At 66.8% G+C, this 26,031-nt stretch carries 19 protein-coding genes; 2 read left to right on the top strand and 17 right to left on the bottom strand.

Translation table 11 applies throughout. From position 1 onward, the window contains the following. Positions 1-115 precede the first annotated feature (115 nt). Positions 116-874 (top strand): acyl-[acyl-carrier-protein] thioesterase, encoded by a 759-nt coding sequence (locus ABIC28_RS00755; RefSeq protein ID WP_097210966.1) that lies wholly within the window; start codon positions 116-118, stop codon positions 872-874. An 18-nt stretch (positions 875-892) separates the two neighbouring features. Here ABIC28_RS00755 and ABIC28_RS00750 read toward each other — a convergent pair whose 3' ends face one another. From ABIC28_RS00750 to rplJ, 17 genes are all read right to left on the bottom strand, one after another. After that, entirely contained in the window at positions 893-2,563 is a 1,671-nt protein-coding gene (locus tag ABIC28_RS00750) for a 4Fe-4S binding protein (RefSeq protein WP_097210965.1), read from the bottom strand. 149 nt (positions 2,564-2,712) lie between these two features. Continuing rightward, the gene (locus ABIC28_RS00745; RefSeq protein WP_077040743.1) at positions 2,713-2,916 is read right to left on the bottom strand and encodes a hypothetical protein; all 204 of its coding nucleotides are present in this window, start codon (positions 2,914-2,916) and stop codon (positions 2,713-2,715) included. 120 nt (positions 2,917-3,036) lie between these two features. Further along, entirely contained in the window at positions 3,037-6,996 is a 3,960-nt protein-coding gene (locus ABIC28_RS00740; RefSeq protein ID WP_097210964.1) for a DNA-directed RNA polymerase subunit beta', read from the bottom strand. Between the two features lie 120 nt (positions 6,997-7,116). Next, the gene (gene rpoB, locus ABIC28_RS00735; RefSeq protein ID WP_097211093.1) at positions 7,117-10,623 is read right to left on the bottom strand and encodes a DNA-directed RNA polymerase subunit beta; all 3,507 of its coding nucleotides are present in this window, start codon (positions 10,621-10,623) and stop codon (positions 7,117-7,119) included. Between the two features lie 418 nt (positions 10,624-11,041). After that, positions 11,042-11,860, bottom strand: coding sequence for a hypothetical protein (locus ABIC28_RS00730; protein WP_097210963.1), 819 nt, complete (start codon positions 11,858-11,860; stop codon positions 11,042-11,044). 151 nt (positions 11,861-12,011) lie between these two features. Further along, on the bottom strand, positions 12,012-12,620 hold the full coding sequence (locus tag ABIC28_RS00725; protein WP_354577934.1) for a hypothetical protein: 609 nt from the start codon (positions 12,618-12,620) through the stop codon (positions 12,012-12,014). 54 nt (positions 12,621-12,674) lie between these two features. Next, positions 12,675-13,922, bottom strand: coding sequence for an MCE family protein (locus tag ABIC28_RS00720; protein ID WP_097210961.1), 1,248 nt, complete (start codon positions 13,920-13,922; stop codon positions 12,675-12,677). Continuing rightward, positions 13,919-15,187, bottom strand: coding sequence for an MCE family protein (locus ABIC28_RS00715; protein ID WP_179800487.1), 1,269 nt, complete (start codon positions 15,185-15,187; stop codon positions 13,919-13,921). Before ABIC28_RS00715 ends, ABIC28_RS00720 begins: the two co-directional genes overlap by 4 nt. 14 nt (positions 15,188-15,201) lie before the next feature. After that, a complete protein-coding gene (locus ABIC28_RS00710; RefSeq protein WP_373560237.1) occupies positions 15,202-16,488 on the bottom strand; it encodes an MCE family protein in 1,287 nt (428 codons plus the stop codon). Beyond that, positions 16,488-17,483, bottom strand: coding sequence for an MCE family protein (locus tag ABIC28_RS00705; protein WP_097211091.1), 996 nt, complete (start codon positions 17,481-17,483; stop codon positions 16,488-16,490). Before ABIC28_RS00705 ends, ABIC28_RS00710 begins: the two co-directional genes overlap by 1 nt. Next, positions 17,480-18,547, bottom strand: a complete 1,068-nt coding sequence (locus ABIC28_RS00700) for an MCE family protein (RefSeq protein WP_097210959.1) — start codon at positions 18,545-18,547, stop codon at positions 17,480-17,482. The genes ABIC28_RS00705 and ABIC28_RS00700 overlap by 4 nt, the downstream gene beginning before the upstream one ends. Further along, a complete protein-coding gene (locus ABIC28_RS00695) occupies positions 18,544-19,908 on the bottom strand; it encodes an MCE family protein (protein ID WP_097210958.1) in 1,365 nt (454 codons plus the stop codon). Before ABIC28_RS00695 ends, ABIC28_RS00700 begins: the two co-directional genes overlap by 4 nt. Next, the gene (locus ABIC28_RS00690; RefSeq protein ID WP_077040736.1) at positions 19,905-20,765 is read right to left on the bottom strand and encodes an MlaE family ABC transporter permease; all 861 of its coding nucleotides are present in this window, start codon (positions 20,763-20,765) and stop codon (positions 19,905-19,907) included. Before ABIC28_RS00690 ends, ABIC28_RS00695 begins: the two co-directional genes overlap by 4 nt. Before the next feature lie 3 nt (positions 20,766-20,768). After that, positions 20,769-21,563 carry an MlaE family ABC transporter permease gene (locus ABIC28_RS00685; RefSeq protein WP_027500658.1) on the bottom strand — a complete coding sequence of 265 codons (795 nt, stop codon included), beginning with the start codon at positions 21,561-21,563 and terminating at the stop codon, positions 20,769-20,771. Between the two features lie 9 nt (positions 21,564-21,572). Continuing rightward, positions 21,573-22,619, bottom strand: a complete 1,047-nt coding sequence (locus ABIC28_RS00680) for an ABC transporter ATP-binding protein (RefSeq protein WP_097210957.1) — start codon at positions 22,617-22,619, stop codon at positions 21,573-21,575. Positions 22,620-22,913: 294 nt separating this feature from the next. Continuing rightward, on the bottom strand, positions 22,914-23,300 hold the full coding sequence (gene rplL / locus ABIC28_RS00675; RefSeq protein WP_097210956.1) for a 50S ribosomal protein L7/L12: 387 nt from the start codon (positions 23,298-23,300) through the stop codon (positions 22,914-22,916). Between the two features lie 120 nt (positions 23,301-23,420). Beyond that, positions 23,421-23,957, bottom strand: coding sequence for a 50S ribosomal protein L10 (gene rplJ / locus ABIC28_RS00670; RefSeq protein WP_027500661.1), 537 nt, complete (start codon positions 23,955-23,957; stop codon positions 23,421-23,423). A gap of 416 nt (positions 23,958-24,373) precedes the next feature. Here rplJ and ABIC28_RS00665 point away from each other — a divergent pair, with 416 nt between their 5' ends. Then, on the top strand, positions 24,374-26,002 hold the full coding sequence (locus ABIC28_RS00665; RefSeq protein WP_354577102.1) for an MFS transporter: 1,629 nt from the start codon (positions 24,374-24,376) through the stop codon (positions 26,000-26,002). The last annotated feature ends 29 nt before the right edge of the window (positions 26,003-26,031 follow it).

Here is a 26,031-nt window from a genome sequence, read left to right as displayed (position 1 = left end):
CCATCGCAATCTCTTCTGCGATCCGACGCCCTGACGCTAGTCCTTGTCTCGCCGCGCCTGCGCGGGAAAGATACTGTTCGCGTCACGCCGGTGATCACCGCAGAGGAGCGCAGTCTTGGACTTCGATCAGCCGCTCGCCGTTCCCCCCGCCGACGGGCTGGGGTTCGCCACCTCGTGGCCGGTCCGTACGGGCGACGTCGCTCCTGACAACCGGCTCCGGCTCGACGGCATCACCCGGTACCTGCAGGACATCGGGTCCGACAACCTGGACGCCTCCGAACTCGCCGATCTCGACCCGCTGTGGATCGTGCGGCGAACCGTGATCGACGTCGTCCGCCCCGCACTGTGGCCGGACCGGATCCATCTGCGCCGCTGGTGTTCCGGCCTGTCGACCCGCTGGTCGGCGATGCGAGTGCAGCTCACCAGCGAGAAGGGCGCGCTGATCGAGACCGAGGGCTTCTGGATCAACATCAGCCCCGACACCGGGATGCCGACCCGGATCAGCGACAAGGGCATCGCCCTGCTGTCGCGGACCACCGACGAGCACCGACTCAAATGGCGCCCGTGGCTCGGCGGGCCGCCGCCGGAGGACGACGGCACCGACGCCCGATTCCACCTGCGCTCGACCGACCTGGACCCGATGGGCCACGTGAACAACGCGGCGTACTGGCACGCCGTCGAGGACCACCTCGTGGCCCGGCCCGACCTGCTCGCCGGCCCGCACCGCGCCGTTCTCGAATACAACGCGCCCATCACCGGAGGCGAGGACGTCCACGTCCGCGCCACGCAGGACGCCGAGTCGATGAGCCTGTGGTTCCTTGTCGGCGGCGAAGTGAGGGCCGTTGCCCGGGTCTCGGGCATCGACCACTACTGAGCCGCCGACCGGCGGCCCCTACTTCTTGGCGATCGCCACCATCTCGGCGAGGTCGAGCAGCTTGACCCGCGGCCGACCGGACGCCTTGCCGAGCTCGCGCTCGCGGGCGTCGATCGCCTTCCACCCCGCCCAGTCCAGCGCCTCGGGCTGACGGTCCGCCAGCAGCGCCTCGAGCGCCTCGCGGTCGCCCTTCGGCGCGGGCAGCCGGTCCGCGGCGAGGTCCTCGATGACCAGCGCGATGGTGTCGTGCGCGCACTGCCGGTTGGTGCCGATCACGCCGGAGGGCCCGCGCTTGATCCAGCCTGCGGTGTAGGTGCCCGGCATCGGCTCGCCGGACTCCGGGTAGGTGACCCGGCCTGCGACGTTCGCGATCGTGCCGCGCGCGTCGTCGAACGGCAGGTCCGCGACCGGCACGCCCCGGTAGCCGACCGAGCGCAGCACCATGCGGGTCTCGAGCAATTCGGTCTGATCTGTGCTGCTCGCCCGCAGCGTGCCGTCCGGGCCCTCGACCATCTCGTTGCGCGCCACCACGACCCCGCTGACGTGGTCGTCGCCCTGGATCTCGACGGGCGAGGCCAGGAACCGCAGCACTATCCGCTTCACGTGGCCGGCAAGGGGACGCTCCGCGTACTCGCGCAGGATCTCCATCTTCAGCCGCTTGGCCGGGTTCTCCGCGACCTCGGCCGCGCTGTGGCTGTCGAGCTCGAGCTCGGCCGGGTCGACGATCACGTCCACGTCGGGCATCTGTCCGAGGGCCAGCAGCTCCGGGCTGGTGAAGGCCGCCTGGACGGGTCCGCGCCTGCCCAGCACCACGACCTCGCGGACGGCGCTGCCGCGCAGCGCTTCCACCGCGTGCTCGGCCATGTCGGTGCGGGCCAGCTTGTCCGGGTCGGTGACCAGGAGACGGGCCACGTCGAGCGCGACGTTGCCGTTGCCGACGATGACCGCGCGCGTGCCGGACAGGTCGAAGGTGTGGTCCGCGTACTCGGGGTGTCCGTTGTACCAGGCGACGAACTCGGTGGCGGCGAGGCTGCCGGGAAGGTCCTCACCGGGGATGCCGAGGTGCCGGTCGCTGGGCGCACCGACCGTGTAGAGCACCGCGTGGTGGTGCTCCATCAGGTCCTCGTGCGTGAGGTGCTTGCCGACCTCCACGTTCAGGTGCAGCCGGAAGCCGGGACGCCGCGAGACCTCCGCGAACACGTCGGTGACCGCCTTGGTCTCCGGGTGGTCGGGCGCCACGCCCGCGCGCACCAGGCCCCACGGCGTCGGCAGGCGGTCGAACATGTCGACCTCGATGCCCGAGCGCTTGAAGGAGAGCAGCTCGCGGGCGGCGTAGAAGCCGGACGGCCCGGCGCCGACGATCGCGACGCGGAAGGGTTCCTGGTCGGTCTTGGGGAACTTCAGCGAGGGGGCGGGATCCGCGTACTCGATCTCGGTGCCCGCGAAGTAGTCGGCGTTGATCTTCGAGTACCGCGCCATCGCCTCGGGCAGGTCGTCGTCGCGGAAGATCGCGTCCACCGGGCACGCATCGACGCAGAGCCCGCAGTCGATGCAGGTCTCCGGATCGATGTAGAGCATCTCGGTCGACCTGAATCCGCGCTCGTCCGGCGTCGGATGGATGCAGTCCACCGGGCACACCTCGGTGCAGCTAGCGTCGTTGCAACAAGGCTGGGTGATCACGAACGCCACTGTCGGCCTCCTCCAAAACTAGAACCTGTTCCTGCGACAATACCCGGCTGGTGCGAGCAAAGTCACAGAGGATCAGAGGATAGCCGCGCTGCCCCGCTCCCGACCGGATTCGGGCAGGTCGCGGGCGCCCCGATGGACCTGTCGGCGGGTCAGCCGAGGAACTTCTTGCCCGCCACCACGGCCACGCCGAGCAGGATCGCCAGGATCAGCGCCCAGCCGAAGCCGAGCAGCCACCAGGCCACCCCGAAGATCACGATCGCGGGCGCAGCAGCAACCAACGAGATCGCCGGATTCTCGCGGACCACCTCGAGCGCCGACTGCGCCTTCGAGCGGTCGATACCCTTGCCTGCCATCGAATCCTCCGTGGTGGTCGCCCGAACCGATGCCGGGGAATGTCCCTCCAACAGTAGACGCGAAACGGCCCCCGCACCCATTGCTGGGGGCGGGGGCCGTTTCACAGGCGCAAGAAGCGCTTACCGGTAATCGGTGCTGAAGCCGTAGTCGTCGAGCGGAACAGCAGCTCCGGTCCCGGTGCCGAAGCCTTCGGGGCTGTAGTACTGATCGTCGTACGACGGCACGGCGTAGGCCGCGGCGCGCGCCTCTTCGGTCGGCTGAACCTGGATGTTCCGGTAACGGTTGATGCCCGTACCGGCAGGGATCAGCTTGCCGATGATGACGTTCTCCTTGAGACCGATCAGCTTGTCCGAGCGGCAGTTGATGGCCGCATCGGTCAGCACGCGAGTGGTCTCCTGGAAGGACGCCGCCGACAGCCACGAATCGGTCGCCAGCGAGGCCTTGGTGATGCCCATGAGCACCGGACGACCGGCTGCGGGCTCACCACCCTCGGCGACGACGCGACGGTTGGCCGCCTCGAACTCGGAACGCTCGGTGAGCGAACCGGGCAGGAACTCGGTGGCGCCGGAGTCGATGATCGTCACGCGACGCAGCATCTGACGAACGATCGTCTCGATGTGCTTGTCGTGGATCGACACACCCTGGCTCCGGTACACCTCCTGAACCTCGTTGACCAGGTGGATCTGCACCTGACGCGGGCCCATGACGCGCAGCACCTCGTGCGGATCGGCAGCGCCCTCCATGAGCTGCTGGCCGACCTCGACGTGGTCACCGTCCGCCAGCAGGCGCTCGGAACCGTCGTCGTGCTTGAAGACGCGCAGACGCTGACGCTTGGACAGCTTGTCGTAGACGACCTCTTCGCCGCCATCGTCCGGGACGATGGTGATCTTGTAGAAGCGGTCGCCGTCCTCGAGCTGCACCCGTCCGGTGACGTCGGCGATCGGGGCCTTGCCCTTGGGGACGCGGGCCTCGAACAGCTCCTGGACACGCGGCAGACCACCGGTGATGTCCTCGCCTGCGACACCACCCTGGTGGAAGGTACGCATGGTCAGCTGGGTACCCGGCTCACCGATGGACTGGGCGGCGACGATGCCGACAGCCTCACCGATGTCCACCAGCTTGCCGGTCGCCATCGAGCGGCCGTAGCAGGTGGCGCAGACGCCGGTGCCGGTGGTGCAGGTGAGCACGGAGCGCACCTTCACATCGGTGATGCCGGCCTCGAGCAGTGCGTCGATGGCCGGGTCACCCAGGTCGGCGCCGCGCTCGACGATGACCGTGCCGTTGGCGTCGACCGCGTCCGCGGCCAACGTGCGGGCGTAGGTGCTGGTCTCCACGTGTGCATCCCGGATCAGCGAGCCGTCGGCCTGCTTCTCCGCGATCGTGGTGACGATGCCGCGCTCGGTGCCACAGTCCGTCTCGCGAACGATGACGTCCTGCGAGACGTCCACCAGACGACGGGTCAGGTAACCCGAGTCGGCGGTACGCAGCGCGGTATCTGCCAGACCCTTACGGGCGCCGTGCGTGTTGATGAAGTACTCGAGAACGGTCAGGCCTTCCTTGAAGGAAGACTTGATCGGACGCGGGATGAACTCACCCTTCGGGTTCGTCACCAGGCCCTTCATACCGGCGAGCGACCGAACCTGCGTCATGTTGCCGGCGGCGCCGGACTTCACGATCATCGGGATCGGGTTGTCGTCGGGGAAGTAGGCCTCCATGGCCTTACCGACCTCGTCGGTGGCCTCGGACCAGATCTTCACCAGGGCGCTGTTGCGCTCGGTGTGGTTGAGGGCACCGCGCTGGTACTTCTTCTCGATCTGCTCGGCCTGGCCCTCGAACTTGTCCATGATCTCGGACTTGCTCGGCGGCACAAGGACGTCGGAGATCGAGACCGTGACGCCCGAACGGGTCGCCCAGTAGAAGCCGGCGTCCTTGAGCTTGTCCACGGTCTGCGCGACCACGATCATCGGGTAGCGCTCGGCGAGATCGTTGATGATCGTCGCCTGACGCTTCTTCGGCATCTGCTCGTTCACGAACGGGTAGTCCGCGGGGAGCAGCTCGTTGAAGAGCACGCGACCCAGGGTGGTCTCGGCGATCCAGCCGTCGCCGTAGTTCCAGCCGCCGTCGGGGAACAGCTCGTCCTCGAGCTCGCGCGGCGGACGCTGGGTGGTCAGGCGGACCTTGATCTGGGCCTGGACCTTCAGCGCGCCACGATCGACGGCCATGATCGCCTCGGCGGGCGACGAGTAGGCGCCGACCTCGGGACGATCCTTGCCTGCCGCGACGAGCTCACCGACGACACCCTCGTCCAGACGGGTCAGGTGGTACAGACCGGTCACCATGTCCAGACGCGGCATGGCGAGCGGGCGACCCGACGCGGGCGACAGGATGTTGTTCGAGGACAGCATCAGGATGCGGGCCTCGGCCTGCGCCTCCGCGGACAGCGGGAGGTGCACGGCCATCTGGTCACCGTCGAAGTCGGCGTTGAAGGCCTCACACACCAGCGGGTGCAGCTGGATGGCCTTGCCCTCGACGAGCTGCGGCTCGAAGGCCTGGATGCCGAGGCGGTGCAGCGTGGGTGCACGGTTCAGCAGCACCGGGTGCTCGGCGATGACCTCTTCGAGGACGTCCCACACCTGAGCGCGCTGACGCTCGACCATGCGCTTGGCCGACTTGATGTTCTGCGCGTGGTTCAGGTCCACCAGGCGCTTCATCACGAACGGCTTGAACAGCTCGAGAGCCATCAGCTTCGGCAGACCGCACTGGTGCAGCTTGAGCTGCGGGCCGACGACGATGACCGAACGGCCCGAGTAGTCGACGCGCTTGCCGAGCAGGTTCTGACGGAAACGACCCTGCTTGCCCTTGAGCAGGTCGCTCAGGGACTTCAGCGGGCGGTTGCCCGGACCGGTGACCGGACGTCCACGACGGCCGTTGTCGAACAGCGCGTCGACGGACTCCTGCAGCATCCGCTTCTCGTTGTTGACGATGATCTCGGGCGCGCCGAGATCGATCAGTCGCTTGAGGCGGTTGTTGCGGTTGATCACGCGGCGGTACAGGTCGTTCAGGTCGGAGGTGGCGAACCGGCCACCGTCGAGCTGAACCATCGGACGCAGCTCCGGCGGGATCACCGGCACGGCGTTGAGGACCATGCCCATCGGCGAGTTGCCGGTGGACTGGAAGGCCGCGACGACCTTGAGGCGCTTGAGCGCGCGCAGCTTCTTCTGACCCTTGCCGCTGCGGATGGTCTCCCGGAGGATCTCCGCCTCGGCGTCGATGTCGAAGTTCTCCATCAGCTTCTGGATGGACTCCGCGCCCATCGCGCCGGTGAAGTACTCGCCGTAGCGGTCCACCATCTCGCGGTAGAGGCCCTCGTCGACGATGAGCTGCTTCGGGGCGAGCTTGGTGAAGGTCGTCCAGATCTCCTCGAGCCGGTCCAGCTCGCGCTGGGCCCGGTCACGGAGCTGACGCATCTCGCGCTCGCCGCCGTCCTTGACCTTGCGGCGCACGTCGGACTTGGCGCCCTCGGCCTCGAGCTCGGCGATGTCCGACTCGAGCTTCTGTGCGCGGGCCTCGAGGTCGGCGTCGCGCTGGTCGGCGACGGACTTCTTCTCGACCTCCATCTCGGCCTGCAGGGTGGAGAGCTCGTTGTGGCGGAGCTCGTCGTCGACCGCGACGATCACGTAGGCGGCGAAGTAGATGATCTTCTCGAGATCCTTCGGCGCCAGGTCCAGCAGGTAACCGAGACGGCTCGGCACGCCCTTGAAGTACCAGATGTGGGTCACAGGAGCGGCGAGCTCGATGTGGCCCATGCGCTCACGGCGCACCTTCGCGCGGGTCACCTCGACGCCGCAGCGCTCACAGATGATGCCCTTGAAGCGGACGCGCTTGTACTTACCGCAGTAGCACTCCCAGTCCCGGGTGGGGCCGAAGATCTTCTCGCAGAAGAGGCCGTCCTTCTCGGGCTTGAGCGTGCGGTAGTTGATGGTCTCCGGCTTCTTGACCTCGCCGAACGACCACTGACGGATGTCCTCAGCGGTGGCAAGGCCGATGCGGAGTTCATCGAAGAAGTTGACGTCGAGCACGTAACTTCCTTTCCCCAGAGGGATTATGGTGTGCGCTTCTCAGCGCCTACCTGTCTGCCAAATTCAAATGTGGGCTACGCCCCCGGGCCACATCAACGACGTGGCCCGGGGACCAAACACCTAGTTCGCGAGATCGTCCACGGTCGCCGCCTCGTTCCTGGACAGGTTGATGCCCAGGTTCGCTGCCGCACGCTCGAGATCCTCGTCGTCGCCGTCGCGCATCTCGATGGCCGCGCCGTCCGAGGACAGCACCTCCACGTTGAGGCAGAGCGACTGGAGCTCCTTGAGGAGCACCTTGAACGACTCGGGGATGCCCGGCTCGGGGATGTTCTCGCCCTTGACGATGGCCTCGTACACCTTCACGCGGCCGACCACGTCATCCGACTTGATGGTGAGCAGCTCCTGCAGCGTGTATGCCGCGCCGTAGGCCTGCATCGCCCAGCACTCCATCTCACCGAAGCGCTGGCCACCGAACTGGGCCTTACCGCCGAGCGGCTGCTGGGTGATCATCGAGTACGGACCGGTCGAACGAGCGTGGATCTTGTCGTCGACGAGGTGGTGCAGCTTGATGATGTACATGTAGCCGACCGAGACCGGGTACGGGAACGGCTCGCCGGAGCGGCCGTCGAACAGGGTGGCCTTTCCGTCCGGGCCCACCATCTGCTCGCCGTCGCGGTTCGGCAGGGTCGCGCCAAGCAGACCGGTCAGCTCGTCTTCCTTGGCACCGTCGAACACCGGGGTGGCGATGTTGCTGTCGGCCGGGGCCGAGAGCATCTCCTCGGGCAGGGTCGAGGCCCAGTCCGGACGGGTGCCGTCGCTGGCGATCTGCACGTTCCAGCCGGTCTTGCCGATCCAACCCAGGTGGGTTTCCAGGATCTGACCGATGTTCATACGACGCGGCACGCCGTGGGTGTTCAGGATGATGTCGACGGGGGTGCCGTCGGACAGGAACGGCATGTCCTCCTGCGGGAGGATCTTGCCGATGACACCCTTGTTGCCGTGGCGGCCGGCGAGCTTGTCGCCGTCCTGGATCTTGCGCTTCTGTGCCACGTAGACGCGGACCAGCTCGTTGACACCGGGGGGCAGATCGTCGTCGTCATCGCGCGAGAACACGCGGATGCCGATGACCTTGCCGTTCTCACCGTGCGGGACCTTGAGGGACGTGTCGCGGACCTCACGGGCCTTCTCACCGAAGATGGCGCGCAGCAGACGCTCCTCCGGGGTCAGCTCGGTCTCGCCCTTCGGCGTGACCTTTCCGACCAGCACGTCGCCGTCACGGACCTCGGCACCGATGCGGATGATGCCGCGCTCGTCGAGGTCGGCGAGGACCTCGTCCGAGACGTTCGGGATGTCGCGAGTGATCTCCTCGGCACCGAGCTTGGTGTCGCGGGCGTCGATCTCGTGCTCCTCGATGTGGATCGAGGTCAGGACGTCCTCTTCCACGAGGCGCTGCGACAGGATGATCGCGTCCTCGTAGTTGTGGCCCTCCCACGGCATGATCGCGACGAGCAGGTTCTTGCCCAGCGCCATCTCACCGGCTTCGGTGCAGGGACCGTCGGCGATGACCTGGCCGGCCTCGACCCGGTCGCCCTCGTCCACGATCGGACGCTGGTTGGCGCAGGTGCCCTGGTTCGAGCGGGCGAACTTGCGCATCCGGTAGGTCTTGCGGCTGCCGTCGTCCGCCATCACGGTGACGTAGTCGGCCGAGACCTCCTCGATGACGCCGGTCTTCTCGCTGACGACGACGTCGCCCGCGTCGACCGCGGCGCGCAGCTCCATGCCGGTGCCGACCAGCGGCGCCTCGGAACGGACCAGCGGCACTGCCTGACGCTGCATGTTCGCACCCATCAGGGCGCGGTTGGCGTCGTCGTGCTCGAGGAACGGGATCATCGCGGTCGCGACGGAGACCATCTGTCGCGGCGAGACGTCCATGTAGTCGACGTCCTCGGCCGGGATCAACTCGACCTCGCCGCCCTTGGTGCGGACGAGGACGCGGTCCTCGGTCAGGCGACCGTCCTTGTCGACCACGGCGTTGGCCTGGGCCTTGACGTGGCGGTCCTCCTCGTCGGCGGTCAGGTAGTCCACCTGGTCGGTGACCTGTCCGTCGACGACCTTGCGGTACGGGGTCTCGATGAAGCCGAACGGGTTGACCCGCGCGTACACCGACAGCGAACCGATCAGGCCGATGTTCGGGCCCTCAGGGGTCTCGATCGGGCACATGCGGCCGTAGTGCGACGGGTGCACGTCTCGCACCTCGAGGCCGGCGCGCTCACGGGACAGACCACCGGGGCCGAGCGCCGAGAGACGACGCTTGTGGGTCAGGCCCGACAGCGGGTTGTTCTGGTCCATGAACTGCGAGAGCTGGGAGGTTCCGAAGAACTCCTTGATCGCGGCCACGACGGGACGGATGTTGATCAGGGTCTGCGGCGTGATCGCCTCGACGTCCTGGGTCGTCATCCGCTCGCGCACGACGCGCTCCATGCGGGACAGGCCCACCCGGATCTGGTTCTGGATCAGCTCGCCAACGGTGCGGAGACGACGGTTACCGAAGTGGTCGATGTCGTCGACCTCGACCGGGACCTCGACGCCGTCGGGCGCCGTCATCGCGGTGTCACCGGCGTGCAGGCGCACCAGGTACTCGATCGTCGCGACGATGTCTTCCTCGGTGAGGGTCGACGCGGTGATCGGCTGGCCGTGGTTCAGGCCCAGCTTCTTGTTGATCTTGTAGCGACCAACGCGGGCGAGGTCGTAGCGCTTCTCCTTGAAGAACAGGTTCTCCAGCAGGGTCTGCGCGCTCTCCTTCGTGGGCGGCTCGCCCGGACGCAGCTTGCGGTAGATGTCGAGCAGCGCCTCGTCGGTGCCTGCCGTGTTGTCCTTCTCCAGGGTGGCCATGAGGATCTCGGAGAAGCCGAAGCGCTCCGTGATCTGCTCGGTGGTCCAGCCGAGGGCCTTGAGCAGCACGGTGACCGGCTGACGACGCTTGCGGTCGATGCGGACGCCGACGGTGTCGCGCTTGTCGACGTCGAACTCCAGCCACGCACCGCGGCCGGGGATCACCTTGACGCTGTGCAGGTCCTTCTCGGTGCCCTTGTCCACGGAGTGGTCGAAGTAGACACCCGGGGAGCGAACGAGCTGCGAGACGACGACGCGCTCGGTGCCGTTGATGATGAAGGTGCCCTTGTCGGTCATCATCGGGAAATCACCCATGAAGACCGTCTGGCTCTTGATCTCGCCGGTGTTGTTGTTGATGAACTCCGCGGTGACGAACAAGGGCGCCGCGTAGGTCATGTCCTTGTCTTTGCACTCATCGGTCGAGGCCTTGACCTCGTCGAAGCGCGGGTCCGAGAAGGACAGCGACATCGATCCCGAGAAGTCCTCGATCGGGGACAGCTCGGTGAGGATGTCCTCCAGACCGCCGGTGACACTGCCGTCGCCGCGGGCGGCTGCCCGCTCACGCCATGCAGGCGATCCGATCAACCATTCAAAAGAATCCGTCTGTAGATCAAGTAGCCCTGGAACTTCGAGAGGTTCGCGAATCTTCGCGAACGAGACCCTCTTCGGGGCTCCGGGGATTCCGGCATTTGCCTTGGTCTGGCTAGAGACTGCCAAGATGCGTCCTTCCAGCACCTCACGCGGGCCGCTCGTGCTGCGCGACCGCCGCTGTATCTGCTTCTTCATGTGGGGCGAATTCGCTGGTCACAACCCGAACGAAACTCGCCAACAGACGCAGGAAGCGAACGCTTCACAGGCGGTGAGGTGGAGAGGTGGACAGGAGGCAGCCAGCGCAACGTCCAAAGGTACCCGAAGTCGACGCAGAATACAACTGGACAGGGCAGCCCAAACGGTGCCCAAGCCTGGCGTCCGTGCAATCCCTCGCGCCCGGTGCCTCCATTTGCGCCGGCGCGATCTTGCGCGGACCCGCTCCTACAGAAGGAGCGATCTCGCATGTCTCGCCATTAGAGTGACGCCTCAACCCCGCCGCGTCAAGACACGTCTCGGCGATTTGCCCCGCGGACACCGCCGGGACACCCGATCCGAGCCCCGATCAGCGGTCCCGGATGTCCGTGATCACCCAGTGGTCGCCGGACTTCGCCATGGTCACCGACAGCGGTCCCTGTGCGCTCCCCTGCGCCGCACCGTCGTTGGTCGCACTCACGTTCATGCTGGCCACGAGCTCGGCGCGGTCGTCCGAGAGCAACTTCAGACCGATGTCGGTCACCTCGGCGTTGGTGGCCGTCTTCGTCTGGATGACGGCATCCTTGGTGACCGCGGCGGTCTTGTCGAACTGTTCGCGCATGGCGTCGTCGAGGACCGCCCGCGCGTTCTCGAAGTCCTGCTCGACCGTGTCGAACTTGTACGTGTAGAGCGTCTGGATCGCATTTTTCGCGTCGGCCGTGACCTTCGAGGTCTCCGAGGTGTCGACCCAGGCCTGGTTCGGGACGTCGGCACCGGGCCGGAACGCGGCGACGAGCGCGAAGACACCGAGCCCAAGCGCCACCAAGCCGATCGTGGTGACCCGCTTCCAGCCCGCCATGACCATTTCCTGGTCGACCACAGGCTCGTCGACCGATTCTCCGTCGACCGCGGCCTCGGGAGCGGACGACGCGTCGGCGTCCGCCCCGGTCGCGCGCGGGCGCAGGGAACTGGTCCGGTTGATCGTCTTCGGCGCCTGCTCCGGCTCGGTCGCGGCGCTCTCGCCGCTCGCGTCGGCCACTACCGCTGCGGTGGCCTCCGTGTCGCCCGTGGCCTCCGCGGCGGCGACAGGCGTCCCTGCGGGCGGGCTGACGACATCGGGGCCCACTGCCACGACCTCGGTCTCGGTCGCGGCCGAACTCGCGGGCGGGGTGGCCTCGGGTTCGCTCACGGGTCCGCGGGGCATACCGGACCCGGTACCGGCCACGCGGGGGCGACGCCCCTTGGGCTGGGGCGTGCTGGTGGTGCGACGACGTGGGGGCACTGTTCGATACTCCTTAGCTGTTCCGCTGCCGGATTGCCGCTGGTGCGGGGCCGAGGCCCTACTGTCCGCCGGACTCGGGAGCGGGGGCAGGGGCCCCTTCGGGCACGGGCGCCGGGGCCGGGGCGGGTGCCGGGGTGCCGGGGTCCATGGCGAGAGGCTGGCCGACGTTCTCGACCTTCGAGGCCTTCCAGACGCCGTCGACATCGGTCAGACCGATTCGCATCGTTATCTTGACCTTGCTGGTCGGCTTGTTCGGCCAGGTCGTGGTCGTGGTGAGCACGACGAGCGAGTTCGCGGTGCCCTCGTCGCGGCTCATCGCGGTGAGCGCGGCGTCGAGCACGTGCGCCTCACTCTTCGCGCCGGTCTGCTTGACCTGCTCGGCCATCTGATCCTTGGTCTCGGCCAGCGCATTGAGCATCTCGTCGCCGGTGATCGACGACTCCATGTTCGCGAACGTCTGGTCCAGATTCCCCGAGTCGACGGTGTTGAGATTGATCGCTGACTGGCGCGCGCCGGTCAGCGCGTCGTCGCGCGCGGCGGCCGCCGGCTTGTCCGAGAACAGGGCATGACCCCAACCGAACCCGAACCAGACGGCGGCCACGAGGGCCCCGATGGCGAGCACACTCACCGCAGCGAGAACAGGCTTCAGCAGTTTCGTGCTACGCATCACTTTTTCTACCCTACTACTTGGTAACTTCTGCTCGACTCCGCCGGAGCGGCATCACTTCGGGGTGATGCCGAGCAAGGGCGCGAGCTGCGTCGCGATCGGGTTGAGGTTGAGCTTGTCCGGATCGACCTTCGGCTTGTTGTCCCACGGCTGCGGTGTGGCCGGGTCCGCGTACACGATCCGGTTGGCGCTACGCACGCCGGTGACGCTGCCCAGCGGCGTGGTGCAGTTGGCCTGCATGTTCAGCGGGAACTCGTCGCGGGTCGGGTCGAAGTCGGGGTTCTCCCGCTTCATCTGCGCGAGGATCTCGTGCGTCCCCTCGTAGCCCTGGGTGCACGGCGGCGGGTTGTTGGTCTCCAGCAAAAGGCCCTGGTGCAGGGTGCCGTCGCCGGGCGCCGCGGTGCTCGCTCCCGCCGCCAGTCCCGGAAGGAACATCAACAGGGCGTTGAGTGCCAGGGTCCGCGGACCGAGGGCCGCCGTCACCAGCGCCAGGTTGTCCAGGTCGGTGGTCAGGGCCGGGCCCGCCGAATCGATCAGCGAACCGACCTCGTTGCTCGCGGCGGTGCCGGTCTCGATGAGGCGCCGCAGGTCCGGATCGCTGGCCCGGAGCTGGGCAGCCACCAGGTCCAGATCGGAGCTGAACTGGCGGATCGCCGAGGACTGCTCCGACTGGGTGTCGAGCACGGTCCTGGTGTCCCGGATCAGCGTCAGCGTCTGCGGCAGGTTGTCGATCCCCTCCTGCGAGAGGGTGTTGAGCGAATCCACCAGTACCTGCAGGTCGTCACCCTTGCCGTTGAACGCCTTGCCCAGCTCGGTGACCGTGGTGTTCAGCGCCTTCAAGGGCACCGAGCGCACCAGCGCGTTCGTGCTCGCCAGCACCTCCTCCACCGGAACCGGGGTGGCGGTGTCCTGGCGGACGATCAGCGATCCGTCCTCCAGGTAGGGGCCCTCGTCACTGCTCGGCTGCAGGTCGACGTACTGCTCACCGATCGCCGACCGGTTCGCCACCACGGCCTTGGCCGAGGACGGGATCTCCGGGGCGCTGGTGTTGATCTTCAGGTCGACCAGCACGCCGTCGTCGGTGAGGTGCAGGTCCCCCACCGTGCCGACCGGCACGCCGCGGTAGCTGACCTCGGCGTTGGTGAAGATGCCGCCGGAGTCGGCGAAGTCCGCCTGCACCGTGTACTGGCCGAATCCCAGCAGGTTGTCGAGCCGCACGTACTTCGCGCCGACGTAGAGCAGGCCGACGATCGCGACCAGCGCGAACGCCACCAACTGCCAGCGCACCAGAGCCGACCTCATCGTCCACCCACTCCCAGCTTGTCGAGCAGACCGCTCAGCGGATTCTGGTCCTTCTTCTCGGCGACCGGCTCGGTGCCGGGCGCCACCGGGGCGCCAGGAGCGGGCGCGGGCTTCGGGACGATCGGCGGCAACGGCAGGATCGAGACCGTCGGCCAGCCGGGCCGCGGGCCGTTCCCGTTGTAGTACGGGTTCGACGGGTCCACCTTCGGGACGTATCCGCCGTATCCGGGCGGCGGCGGAACGTAGACCGGGTCGGGCAGTCCCACCCCGAGCGCCTCGAACTGCTGGCCGAGTCGCATGTCCAGCGAGAGGAAGAGGTTCATCGAGTTGCCGTGGATGACCTTCTCCGCACCGTCCGGGAACGGGAACGTCGGGATCAGCGGGAGCACGGTCACCAGGTCCTCGCTCGAGTCGGCGAGCGCCTGCAGGGTCGGCCGCAGCGCGCGCAGGTCGGCGATCAGGTTGTCCTTGGACTGGACCAGCACGTCGGTGCCGACCTGACCGAGCCGATCCAGCTGGGTGAGCATCTGGATGAACTGCGGTTCCTGCTCGTTCAGGACCTGCACCGCGGGAGGGATCTCCGCGAGGATCTTCTCGATCTGATCGGTCTGCTCGTTGACCCGACCGGTGAGGGTGTCGAGCCCGTCGAGCGCCCTTGTGATGTCGTCGCGCTGCTTGTTCAGCCCGTCGATCAGCGTGTTCGCCTGGTCGAGCAGACTGCGTGCCTTGGACTCGCGGCCGTCCAGGGCCGTGGTGAGCTCGTGGATGATCGGCTGCAGCTGGGCGACCCCGCCGCCGTTGAGCAGCAGCGACAGCGCGCCGAGCACCTGCTCGATGTCGGTGGCGTGCCGGGTCCGGTCCACGGGGATCGTCGACCCGTCACTGAGCCGGGCCGCGTCGGCGTTGACGGGCGGGGCCTTGAGTTCGATGAACTTCTCACCGAGCAGGCTGGTCTGCTGCACCGACGCAAGCGCGTTCGCCGGCAGATCGACCGCGGAATCGACGACGACACCGACGGCCGCCGTCCAACCGTCGTCCGGGACGTCGATGCTCTCCACCCGCCCGACCGGGACGCCGTCGACCTTCACGGTGGACTGGGGCACCAGGTCGAGCACGTCATCGAACTCCACCGTCAGGTGCATCGGGTCGCTGCCGAGGTCGGCGCCACCGGGCAACGGAATGCCGTAGATGCCCTTGGACCCACAACTCGCGACCGTCAACGCGACGACGCATGCGCCGACACCGATCGCAACCGAACGCTTCACTGACCGTTCCTGCATCACTGGCCACCCCGCGGGATGTTCTGGTCGCTGAGGCCGGGGGCCTGCGAGTTTCCGAGTCGGGGCGAGACGTTTCCTGGGACCGTACCGGGCTGCGAGGGCCGCTGGAGGTTGTCGCCGCTGAGGATGCCGAACGGCAGATTCAACGACGGTGTCTTCACGCCCGCGGTCACCTGGTCCATGATCATCTTGCAGTTCTGGATCAGCGGCGCCATCTGGCGACCGAGCGCGTCGAACTTCGGGTCGCCCGGCATCAGCTTGCCGAGGTCGATCAGCTTGCACAGGGTCCCGAACGGGTCCTGCGTCTCGGGCAGGTTCACCCTCGAGGCAAGCGTTCCGGACTCCGCGTCGTACGAGTTCACGACGTTGCTGATGGCGATCGGCAGGGTGGTCAACGCGTCGACCAGGTCCTGCCGGTTGTCGGCGAGGGTCTGCGTCACCTGGACCAATCCTTCCGCGTTGCTCGTGACGGCCTCCTGGTTGTCGCGGACGAACACCGCCACGTCACCAAGCGCGAAGGAGAGCTGGTTCAGCGCGTCGCCGAGGTTCTTCCTTTCCCCGGCCAGGAAGCCGCTGAGATCGGAGAGCTGGGAGTTGAACTGGCGCACCTGCTCGTCGTTGGCCGCCAGCGCGCTGACGAAGGTCTGCAGGTTCCGGATCGTCTCGAACAGGTCACCCCTGTTGAGATTGAGGGTCTCGGCAGCCTTGGACAGCTCGGTGATGGTGGCGCCGAGCGCCTCACCGTTGCCGTCGAGGTTCTTGGCCGCGGTGTCGACGAACTCGGACAGCGCGCCGTCCTTGTTCGCCCCCTCCGGCCCGAGCGCCCTCGACAGCTCGTCGATGCTCGAGTAGAGCTGATCGACCTCGACCGGGGTCGCGGTCCGCTCGCGGGGAATGGTGGCGCCGGACTCCATCGCCTCGCCGCCCGAGTACGCGGGGGCGAGCTGGATGTACCGGTCGGACACCACCGACGGGGTGATCTGCGCGGCCTTGGCATCTTCGGGGATCTTCACCCCGCGATCGACGCGCATGGTGACCCGGACCTGGTCACCCAGTGGCTCGACCTCGTTGACCGAGCCGACCTTCACGCCGAGCACCCGGACGTCCGAGCCGTCGTAGATGCCGACCGACTTGTCGAAGTACGCGGTGATCTTGGTGGTCCCCGCTCGGGTCAACAGCCACCAACCGCCGAATCCCAGCACCAGCAGCCCCACCAGTACCAGCGCGGTGGCCACGATCTGACGGCTGCTGAACTTCTGCATCCTTCCCGAGGTCACGCCGGTCATCAGTTGCCCCCAATGGTTCGAACGGGATCGCGGTAACCCGGGATGAGCGGGAGCGCGGGCGGCGTCAGGTTCACGACCACCTGGTCGAACCAGCGACCGTTGCCGACGATGTTCGCGTACAGCCGGGTGAACGGTGCGTACAGCTTGATCGCCCGGTCCAGGTTGGCGTTGTTGTCCTGCAGGATCTGCACGACGCCGCGGAGCTGCTCGAGCGCGGGACCGATCTGCGCCTCGTTGTCCTTGACCAGCCCGGTCAGCTGCTGCGAGAGCCGCTGGGTGCCGGTGAGCAGCTGGGAGATCGCCTGCTGGCGGCTGTTCAGCTCGCCGAGCAGCAGGCCTGCGCTGCCGATCAGCTTGGTGAACTCGGCGTTGCGGTCGGCGAGCACCTTGGAGGTGTCCGCGGTCGCGGCGAAGAGCTTGCGCAGCTCCTCATCCCGGCTACCGATGGTCTTCGACAGCCGCGTCACCCCGTCGAGCGAGGCCCGGATGTCCGCGGGCGTCTCGGAGAACGCCTCGGACAGCGTCTTCATGCTCTGCGCGAGCTGCGGCGTGTCGATCGCGTCCAGCGTGGTGGTCGCGTCGCCGAAGGCGTCGAGCACGTCGTACGGGGAGGTGGTGCGCTCCAACGGGATCGTGTCCCTGGCGTCCAGGGTGTCGGATCCGCGCGGGTCGAGGGCCAGGTACTTCTGGCCGAGGACCGTCTTGATCTGAATCGACGCGGTGGTCTGGTCGCCCACCCAGGCGTCCTTGACCTTGAACGCGACCTCGACCTTGTCGCCGTCGAGCTCGACGGCGGTCACCTTGCCGACCTTGACGCCCGCGATGCGGACCTCGTTGCTCGGCTTGAGCCCGGCCGCCTCGGTGAACTGGGCCCGGTAGGTGGCGCCCGCACCGATGATCGGCAGGTCATCGAGGAAGAAGGCCGACACCGTGGCGAGCAGCGCCACCACGATGCCGAGCGCTCCGATGGCGGCTGGGCTACGACGTTGCTTCACTGTCCGGCCCCGTTCGCCGAGCACCGCGGTGCGGAGTTGGTGTAGATCGGCTGATTGACGGTCGGGAGTCCCGTCGGCAGGTTGAGGTACGGCGACTCGCCGGGACCCGCGACGACGTCGAGTCCGCACAGGTAGAACTGGAACCACGACCCGTAGCTCGCGATGCGGGACAGCTTGTCCAGCTTCACCGGCAGGGTGGCCAGGATCTTGTTCACGTCGTCGCTCTGCGCGTTCAGCGTCCCGGCCAGCGTGTTGAGCGCGGACACCGAGCCCTGGATCGACGGCCTCGTCGGTTCGAGCACGTCCGCGGTGGCATCGGCCAGCCCGGCGAGCGAGGTCACCGCGCTCCCGACCACGCCGCGATCGTTGGCCAGCCCCGTGACGAGCTGCTCGGTGTTGACGATCAGCGAGCTCAGCTCCTCGTCGTGCTTGTTGACGGTCTCGAGAACCCCGTTGAGGTTGTTGATCACGTCGCCGATCACTCGGTCCTTGTCCGCGATGGTGTTGGTCAGGCTGGCCGTGTTGCGCACCAGTTCGGAAATCGTGCCGCCCTCGCCCTGGAACACCTGGATGATCTGGAACGACAGCTTGTTCACGTCGTCGGCGCTGAGCGTCTGGAACAGCGGCCGGAAGCCGTTGAAGAGGGTCGTCAGGTTGACCGCGGGCTTGGTGCGCTCGATCGGGATGGTCGCGCCGCCGGACAGCTTCATGCCCTGCGCGCCCTCGCCCTGCTCCAGCGCGATGTAGCGCTGGCCGACCAGGTTCCGGTAGCGGATCGTGGCGGTCGAGCTGGCCGGGAGCCAGTCGCGGTCGGTCAGCGAGAACTGGACCTTCGCCTCCCGCTCGTTGACGATCGCGATCTCGTTGACCTGTCCGACGCGTACGCCCGCGATTCGGACCTCGTCGCCCTTGTTGAGCGACGCGACGTCCGTGAAGATCGCGTTGAACTTGGTACCACCGCCACCGCTGGTGTTCGCGATGGTCAAGGCCAGCGTCGCGGTCGCCAACACTGTGACGACGGCGAAGATGATGAGCTTGATCAGGGGAGCCGCGAGACCTCTCATCGGACACTCACCTCCGTTCCCCTCAATGCCGGCGCGCCCAGCAGCGTCGTCCAACCCGGCACCGCCTCCGGCAGGGTGCCGGTGCCCTTCCCGTAGATGACTGCCAATGTGTCCTGCTCGAGTGTCGATCCGGTGTAAGCGGCGGGCGTATTCTGCCCGGTCGCGGGGCTCGGGACCACCGAGTACTGCGGGGCGGCGGGCGACGGCACGAACGAGGGGCCCGGGTTGCGCGAGGGCACCTGGTAGGAACCGTCGTTGTACGAGCCGCCCGGGTACTGGCCGAACTTGTAGCCGGGCGCCGCAGGCTGATAGCACTTGGCGCCGCGGTTGTCGAAGAGCCGGGGCTCGTCCTGGTTCGGCAGGTAACGCCCCTTCGGGTTCACGAACACCGTGGCCGCGCGGGCGCCCGGGTGGTCCTTGAGGCTGCCGTCCGGGTTGAGCCCGAGGATGGCGCTTGCGCTCTCCACGATCGGCACGAACTGCGAGAAGGTGCAGCCGAAGGTCGGCGATGCAGCGGCCAGGACCTCGAGGGCCTCCCGCGAATCCGCCGCGATGGAGATCAGCGAGTCCTTGTTGACCTCCAGGAAGTCCGCGGTGCTGCCTGCGGTGGCGGTGACCGAGGACATCAGCGCCCGGATCTGGTTCTGCTGCTGGACCACGGTCGCGCCGGTGGTCCGCAGGTTGTCGAACGCATTGATCAGGTCGGGAGCGGCTTCCGAGTAGGTCTGCGAGAAGTCCGCGAGACCGCGCAGGCCCTCCTGCAGGTTCGGCAGCTCGGTGTTGACCCCGGCGAAGATTGTCTCGAGTCGCTCGATGCTCAACCCGATGTCGTTGCCGCGCCCCGCAAGTGCCTGCGACAGCGCACCGAGGGTGTTCGCCAGGTCCTGCGGCGGAACGGCCTGCAGCAGCGGCAGCAGCCCGTCGAGCAGTTCGCCGACCTCGATCGCGTTGCCGCTCTTGTCCTGGAGCAGCGTGTCGCCCTGCGAGATCGGGGCGGCGGTGTCGCCTGTCGGCACGATCAGCGAGACGTAGCGCTCACCGAACAGGGTCTTCGGCAGCAGCCGCGCCGTCGCGTTGGACGGGATCAGCTCGGCCTTGTCGGGGTCGATCGCCAGGACCGAGGTGACCTTGCCGTCTTCGGTCGAGGCCGACCGCACCTCACCCACGATCAACCCGCGCACCTTCACGTCCGCGTGGCTGGGCAGCGAGTTGCCGACCGAGTCGGTCACGAGGTTGACCTTCACGACCTCTTTGAACGACTTGTTGTACATCCCGATCGTGAACACCAGGAACAACGCGAGAACGAGAAAGAATGCCAGGCCAAGAATGCGTCGGCGCAGCACCGAACCACCGTCGGTCATCCGGCCACCCTCACTGTGGTCGTGGTGCCCCAGATGGCGAGGCTGAGGAAGAAGTCCAGCACCGCGATCGTCACGATCGCGGTCCGCACCGCCCGGCCGACGGCGACGCCCACGCCCGCCGGTCCGCCGGAGGCGTTGTAGCCGTAGTAGCAGTGGATCATGATCAGCACGAAGGCGAAGACCAGCACCTTGCCGAAGGACCAGAGCACGTCCACCGGCGGTAGGAACAGGTTGAAGTAGTGGTCGTACGACCCGCTCGACTGCCCGTTGAAGACGGTGTTGATCAGCCTCGATGCCAGATACGCGGCCATCAGACCGACGATGTAGAGCGGCACGACCGCGATGAACCCGGCGATCATCCGGGTGGTGACCAGGAACGGCACACTCGGCACCGCCATGACCTCGAGCGCGTCGATCTCCTCCGAGATGCGCATGGCACCGAGCTGGGCGGTGAAGCCACAGCCGACCGTCGCCGACAGCGCGAGGGCAGCCACGAGCGGGGCGATCTCGCGGGTGTTGACGTACGCGGAGAGGAAGCCGGTCAGCACGGAACTGCCGAGCTGCTCGAGCGCCGCGTACCCCTGCAGGCCCACGACGACGCCGGTGAAGCCGGACATCATCACGATGACGCCGATCGTTCCGCCGATGACGGCCAGCGCACCGCTGCCGAAGGTGACCTCGGCGAGCAGCCGGAGGACCTCTCGGCCGTAGTGCGTGAGCGTCCGCGGAATCCAGCCGATTGCCCTTGCGTAAAAGGACATCTGGTCGCCGGCGCGATCGAGAACGTGCAGCGGCGCGCGGGTCACCTTGCGCGCACGCATCAGTGTCCGGTCGCCGCGACCCTTGGCGATCGTCATGGGTTAAGCCCCCTTGGCAGGAACGACTTGCAGGTACACCATCGTGAGGATCAGATTGGCGAAGAACAGCAGCAAGAAGGTGATGACGACCGTCTGGTTCACGGCCTCGCCAACGCCCTTCGGCCCTGGATTGGGGTGCAGGCCCTTGTAGGCCGCGACCACGCCCGCGATGACGCCGAACACGGCGGCCTTCGCCTCCGCGATGTAGAGGTCCGGCAACTGCGCGAGCGCGGAGAAAGAGGACAGGTAGGCGCCGGGGGTGCCGCCCTGGAGGATCACGTTGAAGAAGTACCCGCCCGCGATGCCGACCACCGAGACCAGCCCGTTGAGCAGCACCGCCACCAGGATCATCGCCAGCACGCGGGGGACCACGAGGCGCTGGACCGGGTTGATACCGAGCACCTCCATGGCGTCGATCTCCTCACGGATGGTGCGCGACCCGAGATCGGCCGTCACCGCCGAGCCTGCCGCACCGGCGATCAGCAGCGCGGTCACGATCGGACTGCCCTGCTGGATCACCGCCAGCACGCTGGCCGCACCCGTGAAGGACTCGGCGCCGAGCTGCTTGATCAGCGATCCGGTCTGCAGTGACACCACCGCGCCGAACGGGATCGCGACCAGCGCTGTCGGCAGGATCGTCACGCTCGCGATGAACCAGGCCTGTTCGATGAACTCCCGGAACTGGAACGGCTTCCTGAACGTGTTCCGCACGACATCGACGAAGAGCTGAAATATCAACCCGGCCTGTGTCAACGCGGCCGTCAGCGGACTGAGCAGCGTGCTCTTGGTACCCCCCATCGGCGCGTGCTACCCGCGTCCCCAGGAAGACGTCTCCATGCCGGAGTCGTCATATGCGGGAATCACCTGAGTGTTGTCCTCGGTGTCAAGGCTCTCCTGGATCGCGATCTGGGCATTGTGCGGCAACGTGTGCATGATCTGGCGGACGCGCTCCTGACGGCGGGCGACGGCCTGACGGAACGGCATACCGGGGGTGGCCTTCATCTGCGGGACGATGCCCTCGACGTCGTCGACACCGCCGTGGTGGTGGCCTGCATCGACCATCGCCTGCTCCTGCGCCATCTGCGCCTCGTCCTTCTCCTCGGACATGCCGATCGGGCCGAGCATGCTGCCGTTGAGGAACTGCTTGACCACCGGCTCGTCGCTGGTGAGCAGCACCTCGCGGGGACCGAACATGACGAGCTCCTTGCGGAACAACATGCCGATGTTGTCCGGCACGGTGCGCGCGAGGTTGATGTTGTGCGAGACGATCAGGATCGTCGCGTCGATCTGCGAGTTGATGTCGATCAGCAGCTGGCTGATGTAGGTCGTGCGGACCGGGTCGAGGCCCGAGTCGGGCTCGTCGACCAGGATGATCTCCGGGTCAAGCACGAGCGCCCTTGCCAATCCGGCGCGCTTGCGCATACCGCCGGAGATCTCACCGGGGAGCTTGTTCTCGGCACCGATGAGTCCGACGAGCTCCATCTTGCCCATCACGATGTTGCGGATCTCGGACTCGGACTTCTTGGTGTGCTCACGCAGCGGGAAAGCGACGTTGTCGAAGAGGTTCATCGACCCGAACAGCGCACCGTCCTGGAACAGCACACCGAACATCTTCCGGATCTCGTAGAGCTCTCGGCTGGAGCACTCCAGGATGTCGGTGCCGTCGATGACGATCGAACCGCGCTCCGGACGGAGCAGGCCGATCAGCGACTTCAGGAACACCGACTTGCCCGTACCGGACGGGCCGAGCAGGGCCGTGACCTCCCCCGGGGGGAGCGTCAGGGTGACGTCCTGCCAGATCTTCTGCGAGCCGAACGACTTGGTGAGTCCCTCGACTACTACCTCTACTCCCACCGAAAACCTCCACGCTTTTCGACACACTGACCCAATGTGGGTTGGGTCACTCTATCGCATCGAAGTGGTACCTGTGACGCTGAATGCTACTCATGAGTAGGGTTCGGGTGCAATCTGGCCCCTCCATGTCCGATTTATCCCCTCTGAACTGCATCGATGCGTCGCCTCAACGCTGAACAACCGTCCACTTCTGACGCGCTCGAGGTTCGGAATCCGGGCACCAAAAAGGGCCGCTCCCCTGACGGGGAACGGCCCTTTTGTCGAGCGTGAGCGCTGCGTTGTTACGCGGCGGTCTTACTTGACGGAGATGGTGGCGCCTGCGGCGACCAGCTTCTCCTTGGCGGCCTCGGCCGCATCCTTCGAAACCTTCTCGAGGATCGCCTTCGGCGCACCCTCGACGAGGTCCTTGGCCTCCTTCAGGCCCAGGCCCGCGACGACCTCACGGACGACCTTGATGACCTGGATCTTCTTGTCGCCGGCCGACTCGAGGACGACGTCGAACTCGTCCTGCTCCTCAGCGGCGTCCGCGGCGGCGGCCGGGGCACCGGCGGCGGCAACGGCGACCGGCGCAGCAGCGGTGACCTCGAAGGTCTCCTCGAACGCCTTCACGAACTCCGAGAGCTCGAGGAGGGTGAGCTCCTTGAACTGGTCCAGCAACTCTTCGGTGGTGAGCTTCGCCATGATGGCGGTCCTTCCTGTAAGTCCCATGTCGCTGATCCGCGACGAGGTGGGAGTGGTTTGGTACGTGATACGCAAGACCTTGTTCGCACCCGCGAGGGCGCCCGTCCGGTCTCGTGCGGATCAGCTTTCGGCTGCGGAGCCTTCCGCGGCCTTCTTGTCCTGCAGCGCAGCGGCCAGACGGGCCATCTGCGAGGCGGGGGCATTGAACAGGCCAGCGGCCTTTGCCAAGTTGCCCTTCATCGCGCCGGCGAGCTTGGCCAGCAAGATCTCGCGGGACTCGAGGTCCGCGATCTTGTTGACCTCGTCCACGGACAGCGCATTGCCGTCCATGTAGCCGCCCTTGATGACAAGCGCCTTGTTGTCCTTCGCGAAGGCCTTGATGGCCTTCGCTGCGTCAACCGGCTCGCCCTTGATGAACGCAATGGCGGTCGGTCCGACGAACAGGTCGTCAAGGCCCTCGACGCCCGCCTCTGCGGCGGCGCGCTTGACCAGGGTGTTCTTGGCGACGGAGTAGGTTGCGCCTGCTCCGAGCGCGCGTCGCAGCTGCGTCAGACTGGTCACCGACAGACCACGGTATTCGGTGATCACGGCGGCAGTCGAACCCTTGAACTGCTCAGTGATCTCCGTGACTGCGGAGACCTTTTCGGGCTTTGCCATACTTCGCCTCCTCTCGTGACATCGTGTTGGTGCACCCTCGGGATGCGGCCGTGACAATGCAAAACGCCCCGGTGCAGGCACACGGGGCGTTACGAAGAGATCCGGACCCAGCTCGCGCGAAGGCCCACCACTCCCCTACCTCGTCCTCCTGCGTGGGCCGTCGGGCTGTGTCCCGAACCTTCAACCAATGCCTCACGACATCGGTGACCAACGGTCTTGGGTAGAACTTCTTGGGGTGAACTCGAAATAGATCGAACTCTTCCGGAGAGAGTACCCGAACGGGCCTGACCATCCAAAACGAGCCGCCACGGGAAGCCTGGATCGTGACAGCCATCACATCTGACCCCCTAGGGTGACGGACCAGTCCCAAATTGACTGTTATATGTAGTTACACATAGCGAGTACCGTCACAACCCATGACCACGCTGGAACGCACCATCCCACCCGACAACAGGGTCGAGCTGATCTCCTCGCGCACAGGGCGATTCGCGGCACTCGCCGTGATCTGCCTCGCGGAACTACTGGTGGTTCTCGACAACACGATCGTCAATGTCGCCCTGCCCTCGATCGGCGTCGAACTCCACACCGGGGTGAGCGGACTGCAGTGGGTGGTCGACGCCTACACCCTCACCTTCGCCGGCCTGCTGCTGGCCTGCGGCAATCTCGGAGACCGGTATGGCCGTCGACGCATCATGATCATCGGCCTGATCGGCGTCGGGGTGATGTCCGTGGCCGGCGCCAACGCCGAGACCCTCGGGCAGGTCATCGCCGCCCGGGCCGCCATGGGCGTGTTCGCCGCCGCGGTCTTCCCCGCCACCCTGGCCCTGATCATCAACATCTTCACCGACACCCGCGAGCGCGCGCTTGCCATCGCGGCCTGGACCGCGATGGCCGGCTTCGCCATCGCCATCGGACCGATGTCCGGCGGCTGGCTGCTCGAACACTTCTCCTGGCACTCGGTGTTCTGGATCAACGTCCCCGTCGCCGCGGTCGCGATCATCGCGACGCTGCTCCTCGTCCCTGAGTCCAAGGCCGCCGTCGTCGGCCGACTCGACCTCCCCGGGATCGTGCTGTCCATCGCGGGCATCACGCTGTTGGTCTGGTCGATCATCGAGGCCCCGCGCTACGGCTGGCTCAGCCTCGCCACCCTCGGTGGGATCGCGGCGGCGGCGGTACTCCTCGGCGCGTTCGTCTGGTGGCAGTTGCGCACCCCGACACCGATTCTCGACATGCGCCTGTTCCGGATCCGCAGATTCTCGCTGCCCGCGCTGGCGATCGCGATCGCGTACTTCTCGATGTTCGGGTTCCTGTTCCTGATCACCCAGTACTTCCAGGGAGTGCGCGAGTACACCCCGCTCGAGTTCGGCATCGCCTCGCTCCCCTTCGCGGTGAGCGTGGCGGTCGGCGCGCCCATCGCCACCCTGCTCGCGCAACGCATCGGCACCACCGCGGTCATCGTCTTCGGTCTGCTGCTGACCGGGCTCGGGCTCTACCTCGGCGGACTCGTCGACGTCGACAGCACCTACCTTGCCGACGTGTTGCCGTCGATGGTCTCGATGGCGCTCGGCCTGGCGATCGTCCAGGGCCCCGCCACCGAATCGATCATGTCCTCGCTCCCCCTCGACGAGGCCGGTGCCGGCTCGGCCGTCAACGACACCACACGCGAGATCGGCGGCACCCTCGGCGTGGCAGTGCTCGGGTCCATCGTCGCCTCGTACTACTCGACGACGATCTCGCCGATCATCGACCGGGTGCCCGCGATGCTGATGAACGAGGACGAGAAGGGATTCGCGCGGGCGACGGTCCTCAGTGTTCTCGAGATCCGCAAGCGGGAGATCCCGACGATGCTCGAACCGCAGCGGGAGAACCTGATCACGGCGATGAAGTCGGCGGTACTACAGGGCTCCCAGACCGCCTCCCTTGTCGCGGCCGGTGCGGTGGTGGTCTGCGCGATCATCGTCGCGATCTTCCTGCCATGGGCGCCGTCGAAGGAGAACGCCGTCCTGCTCGCCTGGCGGAACGATGAGGCAGACCCACAGCCGTAGGGACCGCAGACACGAAGAAGGCCGGTACG

Origin of the sequence: Rhodococcus sp. PvR044 (genome assembly GCF_040548995.1) — a bacterium.
In the GTDB taxonomy this organism is placed as follows: domain Bacteria; phylum Actinomycetota; class Actinomycetes; order Mycobacteriales; family Mycobacteriaceae; genus Rhodococcus_G; species Rhodococcus_G oryzae.
This window is presented reverse-complemented; position numbering and strand designations above follow the sequence as displayed.

Bases quoted from the DNA above. Each gene is read 5' to 3' on its own strand.
- ABIC28_RS00745 (WP_077040743.1), bottom strand. From the start codon at position 2,916: ATGGCAGGCAAGGGTATCGACCGCTCGAAGGCGCAGTCGGCGCTCGAG.
- ABIC28_RS00725 (WP_354577934.1), bottom strand. From the start codon at position 12,620: ATGCGTAGCACGAAACTGCTGAAGCCTGTTCTCGCTGCGGTGAGTGTG.
- ABIC28_RS00720 (WP_097210961.1), bottom strand. From the start codon at position 13,922: ATGAGGTCGGCTCTGGTGCGCTGGCAGTTGGTGGCGTTCGCGCTGGTC.
- ABIC28_RS00710 (WP_373560237.1), bottom strand. From the start codon at position 16,488: ATGACCGGCGTGACCTCGGGAAGGATGCAGAAGTTCAGCAGCCGTCAG.
- ABIC28_RS00700 (WP_097210959.1), bottom strand. From the start codon at position 18,547: ATGAGAGGTCTCGCGGCTCCCCTGATCAAGCTCATCATCTTCGCCGTC.
- ABIC28_RS00695 (WP_097210958.1), bottom strand. From the start codon at position 19,908: ATGACCGACGGTGGTTCGGTGCTGCGCCGACGCATTCTTGGCCTGGCA.
- ABIC28_RS00690 (WP_077040736.1), bottom strand. From the start codon at position 20,765: ATGACGATCGCCAAGGGTCGCGGCGACCGGACACTGATGCGTGCGCGC.
- ABIC28_RS00685 (WP_027500658.1), bottom strand. From the start codon at position 21,563: ATGGGGGGTACCAAGAGCACGCTGCTCAGTCCGCTGACGGCCGCGTTG.
- rplL (WP_097210956.1), bottom strand. From the start codon at position 23,300: ATGGCGAAGCTCACCACCGAAGAGTTGCTGGACCAGTTCAAGGAGCTC.
- rplJ (WP_027500661.1), bottom strand. From the start codon at position 23,957: ATGGCAAAGCCCGAAAAGGTCTCCGCAGTCACGGAGATCACTGAGCAG.
- ABIC28_RS00665 (WP_354577102.1), top strand. From the start codon at position 24,374: ATGACCACGCTGGAACGCACCATCCCACCCGACAACAGGGTCGAGCTG.